This window comes from Gordoniibacillus kamchatkensis, assembly GCF_000829455.1.
In the GTDB taxonomy this organism is placed as follows: domain Bacteria; phylum Bacillota; class Bacilli; order Paenibacillales; family NBRC-103111; genus Gordoniibacillus; species Gordoniibacillus kamchatkensis.
In genome coordinates this window covers 25332-37496 of sequence record NZ_JXAK01000061.1, presented here as the reverse complement: position 1 = coordinate 37496, position 12165 = coordinate 25332, and the positions used below count along the sequence as shown (strand labels likewise).

The window sequence follows — 12165 nt, the reverse complement described above, 5'->3', positions numbered from 1 at the left end:
CTTTCACCGCCTAGTTAATCGCCATGCGTGGCGCACTAAATAAAGACGCCTGCGGAGTGCAGGCGTCTTTGCTCAGCTTCTGCCGGGTTGCGGCGCTTTTTACCGCCTAGTTAATCGCCATGCGTGGCGCACTAAAAATAGACGCCTGCGGAGTGCAGGCGTCTTTGCTCAGCTTCTGCCGGGTTGCGGCGCTTTTTACGAGTTTGCTTGATACTGGCTTGAAGCTTATTTGCCGCCGAATTGCTTATACATGTCGGCAGCATTTTCTTTCGTAATTTCGATCGTGCCGAGCGTAATGTTCTTCTCCACTTTCTCTCCGTTCTCGAGAATTTTGACGGCGTTGTCGATCGCTTCTTTGCCGCCCGTCGGATATACGTAAGTGACGGACAGCCGGCCTTCCATGACGGCTTTAATGCCTCCGTCCGGCGTAGGAAGGGCGTCGATGCCGACGAACTTCATTTCGTTTTCGCGCTTGGCGTTTTTCGCCGAGATGTAGGCGCCTTCCGCCGAAGGATCGTTGTGGCCGTAGACGATGTCGATTTTTTTGTTCGCCTGCAGGATCGAATCCATGACCGTGATCGCTTTGTCTTTGAGCCAGTCGGCGTTTTGGGAAGCGACGATTTTAACGTTCGGGTTGCCCTTGATCCCTTCCATGAAGCCGTCGTGGCGCTCCTGCTGCGGCGTTGCCCCTTCGAGGCCTTTGATTTCCACGACGTTGCCGCCTTTGTCGCCGAGCAGCTTGGCGACGTATTCTCCGGCCTTTTTCCCGATCAGCTTGTTGTCGCCGCCGATATATTGCGTGAAAGCGTCGCCTTCCACCTTCCGATCGAGGACGATAACCGGAATTCCGGCGTCATAGGCCTTTTTGACGACAGCCGTAAGCGGCTTCGCTTCGTTCGGGGAAATGATGAGCAGGTCGACCTTTTGCTGGATGAAGTTTTCGACGTCGGCGATTTGCTTGCTGTTGTCTTGCGCCGCATCCGCGAACACGACTTTCAGCTCCGGATGCTGGGCGGCGGCCGCAGCGATCTGGTCGTTCATCGCCACGCGCCACGGTTCGCCCAAATTGGCTTGCGACATGCCGATCAAGTAGCTGGATTTCTTTTTCGGCTGCTCGGGTTTCTTGTCGTCGGCCGCCGGTTTCGACGTGTCGGCCTTCGCCGCCGGCTGCTTATCCGCCGCAGCGGCAGGAGCGGCCCCGCCGCCGTTGCCGCAAGCGCTTAAAGAGATGAGCGAAAAGCCGAGAACGATCGATAGCAACAGTTTGTTTTTCATAGTTTCGACACCGTCCTTAACGTTATTTTTTTCTTTGCAAAACGACTGCGGCGATAATGATGAGTCCCTTGAACACCATCTGCAAATTGTTGTTGACGTTGAGCAGTCCGAGCATGTTGTCGAGCACCCCGAGAATGAGGGCGCCGACGACGGTGCCGGGAATCGTCCCGATGCCGCCGGACAAGCTCGTGCCGCCGATGGCGACCGCCGCGATAGCGTTGAGCTCGTATCCGATGCCGTCGTTGGGGCTGCCTTGGTTGAGCTGGGCCGCGTGAATAAGGCCAGCTGCCGCCGATAGCACGCCGCAAATCGTAAATACGGCGATTTTGACGCGGGTTACCCGGATGCCGGACAAGCGGCTCGCCGTTTCGTTGCCGCCGATCGCATAGACGTATCTGCCGAATCTCGTATACCGGAGCAGCGCCGCAAACACGATGCTGATGCCGATAAAGCAAATGGCCGGGACAGGAATTCCCGCGATCCGCTCGCTGAGCAGCGAGTAGCTGACCGGCGCCAAATTCGGCTCGTTGCCGTACGTGATCGGGATGCCGGTTCCGCCCGACCAGAAGCGGGCAATTCCTCTCGCGATGCTCATGCTGGCCAGCGTCACGATAAACGACTGAATGGACAGCTTCGTGCTGACCGCCCCGTTGAGCAGTCCGATCAAAGCGCCGATCAGCAAGACGGCAAGCACGGTGCCGAGCGTCCCGAAATGCTTGTGCATCATGAGATCGGCTGCAACCGTAGCCGTCAATCCCAAAATCGCGCCGACGGACAAGTCGATCCCGGCGACCAGGATGACGAGCGTCATACCGACGGCGATAATGCCGTTCTCGGATACGGCCCGCACCACGTTAGCCAAGTTGACAGGGTTCAAAAACAAATTTTCGCCGTTTCGTACGCACAATACGGAGGCGAGCGTGATGATGACCGCAAGACCGAACACGCTTTGCAACCGTTTGACGCGCTGCAGCCACGCTCCCGTTGCCCGGCTCGCCTCGCGGCCTTGTTCCTCGATTCGAATCGTTCGCTTTACGACTGACATGCCGGTTCACTCCTAAATGTCGCTGCGGAGAGCAGTTTCTCCGGCGTCGCTTCCGCCCGCATAAATTCGCCCGTCACTCGCCCTTCGCAGACGGTGACGATCCGATCGCAGTTGCCGATAAGCTCCGGAAGCTCCGACGAGACCATGATGATGCTTTTGCCTTGCTCCGCAAGCCGATGAATAAGCTGGTAAATTTCCGCCTTCGCTCCGACGTCGATGCCCCGCGTCGGCTCGTCAAGCAGCAAAACGTCCGGGTTCATCATCAGCCATCTGGCGAGCACGACTTTCTGCTGATTTCCTCCGCTCAAAGTCCCCGCTACCGTTGCCGGACTCGTCGCTTTCACTTTCAGGCTCTCCATCTGCTTGCGGCATTCGTTCTCTTCGTCGCGGAAGCGCAGGAACAGCCAGCGGCTCAGCTGCCGAAGCAGCGGCAGCGTCATGTTTTCGCCGATCGGGCGCCCCAGCACGAGGCCTTGGCCTTTGCGGTCTTCCGTAACGAACGACAGCTTATGCCGGATCGCCTCCAGCGGGCTTCGGATCCGCACCTCCGTCCCTTTCACTTTGATCACTCCCGACGTGTGGCCGGGATGCATGCCGAACAAGCATTCCAAAATCTCCGTTCTTCCGGCCCCCATCAAACCGGCGATACCGAGCACCTCTCCTTCGCGCACCGCAAACGATACGTCCTGGAGCCGTTTTCTGGCGCTTCCGGCCGGAGGGTGGAACGTGAGCCGTTCGACTTCCAGCATGACCGGTCCGGCTGATGTTTCCCTGAAAGGATACAGATCGGAGACGGCGCGCCCGACCCTCATTTGCACCAGATCGTCTTTGGTGACCTCGCGTGTATTGACCGTAGCGATGTATTCTCCGTCACGCATGACGGTGATGCGCTGGCTAAGCTCGAATATTTCCTCCATCCGGTGCGAGATGTAAATGATGGACACGCCTTCGGCGGAAAGGCGCCGTATGACCTGGAACAGCTTGCGGGTCTCGCTTTCGCTGAGCGCCGAAGTCGGTTCGTCCATGATCAAAATTCGGGCGTGAAGCGACAGCGCCTTCGCCACCTCGACCAGCTGCTGCTCGCCGAGCCGGAGCCCGCCCACTTTGGCCGTTTCCTTGACGGGCAGCTCCAGCGCCTCCAAATACGGCTGCGTCTCCCGGTACATCCTTTTGAAATCGACGGTGCCAAGCCTGGTCCGCGGCTCACGCCCGAGAAATATGTTCTCCGCCACGCTGAGCTCCGGCACGAGCTGCAGCTCTTGATGGATTTTGGCGATGCCCAGCCTTCGCGCATCGAGCGGAGCCCGGATGTCGACTTTTTTGCCGGACAAGAAAACCTCGCCCTCGTAATCGCCTACCGCACCTTGCAAAATGTTCATCAGCGTCGATTTCCCGGCGCCGTTCTCCCCCATCAGCGCGTGAACCTCGCCCTTTCTCAGCTCCAGACGAGCCCCCTTCAGCGCGTGCACGTTGCCGAACGACTTGCGGATACCGTCGAGAGTCAGCACAGCATCCTGCCCCACAGTTTTCACCTCCCCTTTTTCTAAGCCGATTATAGGGGCTAGGGCGCGGGAAGTATTTACAAAAAAACGCCATTATGCACGAATTTACGCACTTCTTGCTTGGAGTGAGCGGAGGACGTTAGAGTAAAGCCAGTGGAAGAAGAGGGGACGTTAAACGCGAAGTTTGAAAATGCGGAGCTGAGAGGCGTTATTCGGGCGCAGTACGTGAAAGACGGAGCCCCGCATGAGAGCCCCGTCCCTGATCCAGTAAAGGCCAAAACTTATCACGTTCACGATGATCTCAACGCATCGATAATGCCGTTGAAAATGCGCAAATCCTCCTTGAAATCCTCCGGAGTCGTTTTCGGCTCCACGCCTTTCGTCACGACGTCGTAAAAATATTCGAGCTCATGCGTATAAGGATCCTTGAAGGTGGGGCGAATCACGGTTTCGTTGTAGGCATCCCCTACCGTTTCGGCAATGACGAGCCGGGTCGCAGATGCCGAATATATGGCGTATCGTACTGGACTTTCAGCGACTTGGACGCCGCATATACTTCAATATGCGCATCGAACCGCCTCTGGTTGTCCACCCCCGTCTCGAACGCGGCGAAGTAGCCGTCATACTCGAAAATGGCATGGATATACCGTCCGCCGTTCCACTGCGCAGCCGCCTTCACCCGCTTCGGAATCCCGAGCATTTCGCGCATCGCGGAAATATCGTGGCTGCTCAGACCGCACATGAGCCGGTAAGCGGCGGCAAGCTCGGGCGGCGCTTCGCCGATCGCCTCCGTCACCATGCGCCGCGCCCGTTCCGCCCGATCCCGCAAACACTCCTCCGGTATGTCGTCAAAGCGCAGAACGCGGCTCGATTGCTCGATGAACAGCCGATTTTGGCCGATGATATCGCGAACCCGGGCGTACTGAATTTGGTCCAGGCTTTTCACCTCCTGCACGGCCTGAACGTAGGCAGGGGCGAAGCGGCGCATATAGCCGACCATAACCCGCACGCCCGCCTCGTCTCTTGCCCGAATGATCGCATCGGCGTCCGCCTCGTTTAGCGCCATCGGCTTTTCGATCAGCACGTGCTTCTTGTTGCGGATGGCCGCAATCGCGCAGTCCGCATGGTATTCGTCGCTGTTCAGCACGAATACCGCATCCAGATCGGCCTGTGCGGCCAGCTCGTGCGCATCCGTATACCGGGCCCCGACGCGGTAGCGCTCGCCGACCGCATGGAGCAATTGCTCGGAATATCGCACACGGCGGCGATTTCGTAACGGTCCGACAGCATTTCCAGAATCGGCAAATGGATGATTTGCGCCACTTCTCCCAGTCCTATGACGCCGACTTTTACTCTTTTCATCGTATCTCTCCCTTCATTGGGCCGAATGGAAGCCCAGCCGGCCTTTGAACGAATTGCTGTCACTCCTTGTAACCGCATTCAAAGAAAGTTCCGCAGCGTCTTTCGCTCCCTGAATGGGGGTCCCGGAACAAGCATGCCGATAACTTTATATTGCGCTGGTGAATGAATTATTCCCGAGCATTGGTGACACTTTTCCGGATTTCCGAGTGACGGTTGGGATGCAATGCAACACGGTGATGAAGCAGTGTGTTCAGCAAGTAGGCTAAGTCGCTTGCCGTCACCAGCCCGTAAATCGTTCTGTAATTGCTTTTCCCGCAACTGCAGAAGCGTTTTTGCAAACTGCCGGCTGTAAGTGCTGCGAAAGCAATTGGAGGAGGATCCAAAGTAACCTTCCCATAGAAATCCCCCTGTAATTGCTTTTCCCGCAACTGTAGAAGCATTTTTTGCAAACTGCCCGCTGTAAGTGCCACGAAAGCAATTGGGGCAGAGCAGCTGGATCTACCTCTGGCTGGCATGAAATAATGAGCTGTCGCAGCAGCTCTGCACCACCTTGCATTGCTCCAAACATCAGCACTACTTGCCCAAGTAGTCGGATACGTTGTCCGCGGTCACTTTGATGCTGTCCAGCGTTATGCGCTTCGGAAGATTGGGCTCGCGATTCAAAATGCGGAAAGCGTACTGGACCGCTTCCTTGCCTCCTGTCGGATAAATGAACGTCGCCTGCAGCACTTTCCTGTTCACAAGCTGAATGCCGCCGCCCGGACCGGACAAGCCGTCGATGCCGACGAAGCGGATGCCCTGTCTGCCCAAAGCGCTTGCCGCCTTGTAAGCGCCCAGCGCCATCGGGTCGTTATGGGCAAACACGACGTCGACATCCGGCCACTTGCGCAGCTGCTCCCTCATCAAATCTTCCGCCTTATCGCGCAGCCAATCCGCCGTAACCGTACCGACGATGCGGATGTTGCCGTGCGCGGCGATCGCTTCCCGGAAGCCGTCGCTGCGATCTTTGGCCGGCGTCGAGCCGAGCAAGCCCTCGATCTCCACCACGTTGCCGCCGCGGGCGCCGAGCAGCTGGCTGACGAATTCGCCCGCCCCCCGGCCGATCAGCCGGTTGTCCGCGCCGATGAACATCGTATAGCCGCTGCTCTCGATGTCCCGGTCCAGCACGATGACGGGAATTTTCCGGTACACCTCCTGCACGATCGGAGTGAGCGGCTTCGCCTCGTTCGGGGAAATGATGAGCAAATCGATGCCCTGCTTCATCAGCTTCTCTACGTCGTGAATTTGCTTCTCGCTGTTTTGCGCGGCGTCCGTAAAAATGACTCTGACATCGCTATGCTTGCTCGCTTCCTCCTGAATGTCCCGGTTCATGCTGACGCGCCAAGGTCCCCCAAGTTGGCTTGAGACACCCCGATCAAATAGCGGATTTCTCCGACGCTTTCCTCCCGGCTTCCGAACGGCGCGCAGCCGCTGAGCACAAGCAGCAAAAAAGCCGCAATCGCCTGCCGCATCCGTTTCACCTGACGCCACCCTTTCGGTATTCCGCCGGAGATACGCCCATCTGTTTCTTGAACGCCATGCTGAAATAGTGCTGCCCGTTGTAACCGACGCGGCTGGCGACCTCGACAATTTTGATCGTCGGGTCTAGCAGCAGCAAGGCCGCCTGCTTGATGCGAGTCTCGGTCAAATAATCGATAAATGACGCCCCCGTCTCTTGCCGCAGCAGTCGGCTAAGGTAAGACGGGCTCATGTTGAAAACGTCGGCGACGTCCTTGAGCGTCAAGTCTTCCTTGTGATAATGGTCGCGTATATATTTTTTGGCCAGCACGACAATCGGCGTCGCCCGGCTTTCCTCGGCGGCCGCCTGCAATAGCTCGCGGTAGGCGAGCGGCGCTTGCGCCACGTCGCCGATGCCGTCCCGGTACAAGGCGATGACCGTTATTTTTAAATATGCTTCCACCGCGCTTGCGATCGCCGCACCGATATCGACTCCCTCACCGGGGCAAGCTTCTGCGGAGATTACGATAATATGATCGCTGCGGTCGGCAAAAACGAAGCCGGCTCCCCGCTGCCGTACGACGTCCTCCGCAACGTTTTGCACGGCGAACAGCAGCAGGCGGCGGTCCCATTCCCGCGGATTGCCTTCGTTCCGCCTGATCCGGTCGAGCACTTTGATAAGCACCACGCAAAAGGGCGAATCGAGAGCAACCTGCAAATAGCCGAGCTGCTCGCGAATTTCTTGCGCGGTTAAAGCTCCGTCGATCCAGCTGTTCAGGAAGCGCTCCTTCACTTGCGGCATATGGCTCGACACTTGGCGGGCCGTCCAATCGATATATTTTCGCTCTAGCAGTCGTTCTTTCGCGGCTTCCAGCACTTCGTACAGCTGCTCCTTGGAAACCGGCTTCAACAAATAATCGCTCACGCCGAGCTTCAAAGCCTGCTGCGCGTAGACGAATTCGTTATGCCCCGAGACGATGACGATGATCGCATCGGCAAGAAACTGCTGCATTTTGTCGATAAACTCGAGTCCGTTCAAGAGCGGCATGCAAATATCGACCAGGACGACGTCGGGCCGCATCGACTCGGCGAGCTCCAGCGCTTCAAGCCCGTCCTCCGCTTCGCCAACCAGTTCCATGCCGAAGGAAGGCCAGTCGACGCCGCTTCTCAGCCCTCTCCGGATTTTCGGTTCGTCATCGGCGATCAGCACTCTCCACATCGCTTTCTCCGCTCCTTCCGCACGGATACCATACTTCCACTTTCGTCCCTTCCCCTGCCGTACTGAACAGCTTGAGCCCGTAAGCATCGCCATACACAAGCCGGATCCGCTCGTGCACGTTGAACAAGCCGAAGCCTTGCTGCTCCTCGTCAGCCGCGGCCGCTTCTCCCGCGAGCCGCGCTTGCAGCTTCGCCAGCCGCTCCGGGGCAATGCCCGCTCCGTTGTCCACGACGCTCATATACAGCTTGCCGCCGAGCCGCTTCACCTCGATTTGAATGCGGCCTTCGCCGCGGCGGGCTTTGATGCCGTGGTAGATCGCATTTTCCACGAGCGGCTGCAATGTCAATTTGATGACAGATTCCAGCTCTACATCAGCGTCGACGCGGATATCGTAATTCAGCTTCGCCTCGTAGCGAGCTTTCTGGATAAACAAATAGCTTTGAATATGCTCGATCTCTTCCTTGACGGTGATCGTTTCTTTCCCTTTGCTCAGGCCGATCCGAAACAAGTTCGTGAGGGCCATAATCATGACGACGATGTCGTCGGCTTTGCGCTCCTGCGCCATCCATTGGATCGTATCGAGCGTATTGTACAGAAAATGCGGCTTGATCTGCGCCTGCATCACCCGCAGCTCCGCTTCCCGCTTGCTTTTTTGCTCTTCGTACACGAGCTCGATCAGCTTGCGGATTTCCACGATCATATTGTTGAAGCTGCGGCCGAGATGCCCGATTTCATCGAAGCCGGCCGCTTCGAACCGGACGGACAAATCGCCGGCCTCCGCCCGCTTCATCAGCTTCCGCAGCGTCCCGATCGGCATTACGATCGAGCGCGTGAACAGCAGCGACGCCGCTACCGCCAGCACGACCGTAAGGCCGCCCAAAATGATCGAAACGTTGCGCAGCTTGGTCACGTCCTGCAGCGTCGCGTTCAAGGAAAAGACGCCTACCGTCTTCCACTCCGTAAAATCCGAAAGCGTATACATGATCTGATAACGCTCGCCGCGAATCGCTTTGACGATCGAGTGCCGGTTCGGCGTCTGCATCCAATCCGCCCGGACCCGGTAAACGATTGGGTTTTCCGGCGCGTAGACGATTTCCCCGTTGTTGTCCATCATATAAATGAACCCGTTTTTCCCGAGCGTAATATCGCGAATGAGCGCTTCGATCGCAGCCAGCTTGAAGTCGAGCAGCACGACTCCCTGATACGCCCCGGTTTCCGGATTGCGGATCGCTTGCACGACGGATAGCACGTCGTCGGGGCTGTAGTTGACGTTCGTCGTAATATTTCTGCCGGTCGGCCTGCTGATCAGATGGAGCCGGTTCGGCGTTTCCATCGCTTTCCGGTACCAATTCTCGCCCGTAAGCGGATCGCGGGACACGCGGTACATTTCGTTGCTGATGTCCATATCGTTTTCATTGACGATAATGATCCCGGCAATTTCCGGATGCACGGAAGTGAAGGAAGCCAGCATTTTTCGGACCTGAACCTCAGTGGACTGCCGCTGCTCCGCGGGAGTGGTAAGGTTCGTGTTCATAAACTTGGCGGTATCGGGATTCGACTGGATCAGCTCTATCGTCTGCTTCAAGTTCAGCACGTAAAAATCGGCATTTTTCTTCACTTGCTCGATCAGCTGCGCCGTATGGCTGTTCGCCTCGTCCTCCAGCGTTTTGGCGGAAACCCAGTTGCCGATCAGGCCTAAAGTCGCAACCGGCAGCAGGATGAGCGTGAAAAAATAAAACAGCAGCCTGAATCGCAGCCCTTTGTTGGATAACCGCCCAAAACCGGTCCAGCGCTTCATATCGTCCGCCCCGCTAACGCTTTTCCAGGTCGGCTTTCATCCAGAACACATTGTACGGGTCCCATAGCGACATCGTGAAGTAGACCGTTTTGCCGCCGTTTTCCATATATTTCGGATTCAGGAACGGGGCGTACAACCCCGGATAATCGTTTTTGTTCACGACGGTTATCGCCTCGTTCCAAGGTCCCCATGGGGTTAAACCCTCCCGCATTACGATGCCGGTGCCCTCTTTCAAGTACATCATGATCCATCGCTCTAAATAAGGGTTCCATATGACCGACAATTCCCCCACCGTATCGTCGATTACCGTGACGGCTTTGGCCAAGTCGGGAGACCAGACCGGAGCCCCGTCTTTGCCCGTGCCCGCAAAATAGCGATATTGCGACAAGTCCTCGATGCGCCGTTCATCCACCTTCATCAGCTTCACGCCGCCGAAGCGGCCGGCCGGTACGGCCCAAAAGTAAATGTCGGAGCCGCCATCACCGGTGTCCACTTGATAAGGGGCGACTTGAATAAAATTGCTGTCCCCCGGCCATCGGACATCGCTCATATCAGACCACGTATGCCCGCCGTCCGTCGATTTGGCGACGCCGGCATAGCCCGCTTCCCATTTGCCCGGAGCCCCCCAATGCTTGACGGACATGTAGTAGAGATAATACGTATTACGCACCGCGATGCCGTGCGTCGGGATGACTGTCATTTCGTCGTTGTCAACCTTGCGCGAGGGGAGCAGCTCCTTGGCGCCGCCGCTTGCATCCGTGATCATGCCGTCAAACGTCAAGCCGTCGGACGGATTGCTGTCGCTCGTAAACGCCAACGTATTCGAGCGCCAGTCCGCCCCGCCGCCGCCGGTTTGGCCGGGACTGCGCTTGCCGAAGCTGTCGCCGAAGACGAGAAACGTCTTGCCGTCGGCATTGAACATCGAGCCTAAATCCGCGCCGTACAAATTGTACTTATCCGTATGATTAATGGACTCGGCTCCGGTCAGCTGCGCTACTTTCGTCAAACCGCGAGTTCCGGTCAGGACGAAGGAAGCCCCCGGCTTCGCCGCAAGCCCTTTGCCGGCGGCGAGGGACGATCCGCTGCGGCACGACGTCGCTAGCAATCCAAGCGCGGCCAAGCAAGCGATAGCCAAAACCGGTACAACGCAGCTCTTCATAGACGTGTGCTCCCCTTCCTTCACCCATGGCGGCGATAGCTTGAGCATTATGCTGCCGCGCATGTGTTAACGTTTACATAAAGGTGATAAAACGACCCGCGCTGCGCGGGTCATGCCTCGTAAGGAACGAGCTTCGGCACGAGCACCTGGTTCTCGGTCTCGCTGTCGTCGCCGCCAAGGCGCCGGATGAGCAGATCGCCGACGATTTCGCCGATGTCGTGAGGGTTTTGCATAATGACAGACAGCTTATGTCGGAACAGTGAGGAGAACTCCAAATTTCCGAACGAAACGACTTCGATGCTGTCGAGCGGCAGCCCCAGCTGCTGCATGCCCAAATAGACGCCGAACGTCATTTCGTTGTTGGCGGAAAAAATCGCCGTCGGCGGCTCGGGCAACGCCATCAGCCGGCGCAAGGCGTCCGTCCCCGAATCCCTGGTATAGTCCCCTTCGACCATAAGCTCGGGCGCAAGCGCAATTCCCGCCTCCTCCAGCCCGATCATCGCTCCTTGCCGACGTTCGCGCGCCGTGCTGATCGATTGCGGGCCGCCAATGATGCCGATGCGCCGATGGTTTTTCTCAATTAAATATTCGATCGCCGCTTTCGAGGCGTAAATGTTGTCCTCGGCCACCGTATCGAGCTTCAGATTGGAGTAGCGGCGGTCGACTAGGATGACGCGGATGCCCGCGCCGCTGATCGCCTGAATTTGCTCCCGGTTCCCGCCCGTCCCGGCCAAAATCAATGCTTCGATTCGCTTCTCGGTCAGGAAATCGAGCGCCTCCTTCTCTTTGTCCGGATTTTCCTCCGTATCGACAAAAAGCAAATGGTACCCTTCTTGGAAACAGCGGTGCTGGATCGCTCTGGCGATGTTCATAAAGTACGGGTTCGTCATATCGGGCAATACGATGCCGACGCTGCGGGATTTTTCCTGCTTCAAGCTTCTGGCGATGGCGTTCGGCTGATAGTTCAGCTTGCGGATAACCTCCATCACGTGCTGCTTAATATCGTTGCTGACGTATCCGGAATTGTTAAGCACTCGCGAGATCGTAGCCGTGGAAACTCCCGCTTCCTTCGCGATATCTTTAATAGTCAGTTTGGTCAAAGCGGATTCTTCCTTTATCAGAATGAGTCGTATAACGCCGCATATGTTAACGTTATCATACTCATTGTATATGGCGCACGCCTGGTTCGTCAACGTTCGTGCGGGAACAAATCCCCTTCGGGTGAAAAGATAGAAATACAGAGACTGGTCATGTTTCAACATTTACCATAACGTCCCGTTCCATTCCGACGAGTGGACACGGGGCGTT

General features: G+C 57.1%; 11 protein-coding genes. All 11 read right to left on the bottom strand.

Translation table 11 applies throughout. The features are described 5' to 3' along the window. Window positions 1-225: 225 nt before the first annotated feature. The 11 genes from SD70_RS26450 to SD70_RS26410 all read right to left on the bottom strand — a co-directional run bounded on the left by SD70_RS26450 (window position 226) and on the right by SD70_RS26410 (window position 11957). On the bottom strand, window positions 226-1275 hold the full coding sequence (locus SD70_RS26450; RefSeq protein WP_041051195.1) for a substrate-binding domain-containing protein: 1050 nt from the start codon (window positions 1273-1275) through the stop codon (window positions 226-228). A 22-nt stretch (window positions 1276-1297) separates the two neighbouring features. Beyond that, window positions 1298-2320: an ABC transporter permease gene (locus tag SD70_RS26445; RefSeq protein WP_082053677.1), complete on the bottom strand. Its 1023-nt coding sequence runs from the start codon at window positions 2318-2320 to the stop codon at window positions 1298-1300. Then, entirely contained in the window at window positions 2308-3810 is a 1503-nt protein-coding gene (locus SD70_RS26440; RefSeq protein ID WP_449267220.1) for a sugar ABC transporter ATP-binding protein, read from the bottom strand. The genes SD70_RS26445 and SD70_RS26440 overlap by 13 nt, the downstream gene beginning before the upstream one ends. A 302-nt stretch (window positions 3811-4112) precedes the next feature. Continuing rightward, a complete protein-coding gene (locus SD70_RS38675) occupies window positions 4113-4268 on the bottom strand; it encodes a hypothetical protein (RefSeq protein ID WP_231571557.1) in 156 nt (51 codons plus the stop codon). A gap of 20 nt (window positions 4269-4288) precedes the next feature. Next, a complete protein-coding gene (locus SD70_RS26435; RefSeq protein ID WP_231571555.1) occupies window positions 4289-5080 on the bottom strand; it encodes a Gfo/Idh/MocA family protein in 792 nt (263 codons plus the stop codon). Between the two features lie 677 nt (window positions 5081-5757). Further along, window positions 5758-6555 carry a substrate-binding domain-containing protein gene (locus SD70_RS26430; protein WP_052487908.1) on the bottom strand — a complete coding sequence of 266 codons (798 nt, stop codon included), beginning with the start codon at window positions 6553-6555 and terminating at the stop codon, window positions 5758-5760. Continuing rightward, window positions 6552-6704 carry a hypothetical protein gene (locus SD70_RS36425; RefSeq protein WP_156158207.1) on the bottom strand — a complete coding sequence of 51 codons (153 nt, stop codon included), beginning with the start codon at window positions 6702-6704 and terminating at the stop codon, window positions 6552-6554. The genes SD70_RS26430 and SD70_RS36425 overlap by 4 nt, the downstream gene beginning before the upstream one ends. After that, complete coding sequence (locus SD70_RS26425; protein WP_041051192.1) at window positions 6701-7900, bottom strand: response regulator; 1200 nt, start codon at window positions 7898-7900, stop codon at window positions 6701-6703. Before SD70_RS26425 ends, SD70_RS36425 begins: the two co-directional genes overlap by 4 nt. Further along, window positions 7875-9698: a cache domain-containing sensor histidine kinase gene (locus tag SD70_RS26420; RefSeq protein WP_052487907.1), complete on the bottom strand. Its 1824-nt coding sequence runs from the start codon at window positions 9696-9698 to the stop codon at window positions 7875-7877. The genes SD70_RS26425 and SD70_RS26420 overlap by 26 nt, the downstream gene beginning before the upstream one ends. Before the next feature lie 13 nt (window positions 9699-9711). Continuing rightward, window positions 9712-10857 carry a DUF4185 domain-containing protein gene (locus SD70_RS26415; RefSeq protein WP_041051191.1) on the bottom strand — a complete coding sequence of 382 codons (1146 nt, stop codon included), beginning with the start codon at window positions 10855-10857 and terminating at the stop codon, window positions 9712-9714. A 110-nt stretch (window positions 10858-10967) separates the two neighbouring features. Next, a complete protein-coding gene (locus SD70_RS26410; protein WP_041051190.1) occupies window positions 10968-11957 on the bottom strand; it encodes a LacI family DNA-binding transcriptional regulator in 990 nt (329 codons plus the stop codon). Window positions 11958-12165: the final 208 nt, after the last annotated feature.

Coding starts and splice junctions, on each gene's coding strand:
- SD70_RS26450 (WP_041051195.1), bottom strand. CDS start 1,275: ATGAAAAACAAACTGTTGCTATCGATCGTTCTCGGCTTTTCGCTCATC.
- SD70_RS26445 (WP_082053677.1), bottom strand. CDS start 2,320: ATGTCAGTCGTAAAGCGAACGATTCGAATCGAGGAACAAGGCCGCGAG.
- SD70_RS26430 (WP_052487908.1), bottom strand. CDS start 6,555: ATGAACCGGGACATTCAGGAGGAAGCGAGCAAGCATAGCGATGTCAGA.
- SD70_RS26425 (WP_041051192.1), bottom strand. CDS start 7,900: ATGTGGAGAGTGCTGATCGCCGATGACGAACCGAAAATCCGGAGAGGG.
- SD70_RS26420 (WP_052487907.1), bottom strand. CDS start 9,698: ATGAAGCGCTGGACCGGTTTTGGGCGGTTATCCAACAAAGGGCTGCGA.
- SD70_RS26415 (WP_041051191.1), bottom strand. CDS start 10,857: ATGAAGAGCTGCGTTGTACCGGTTTTGGCTATCGCTTGCTTGGCCGCG.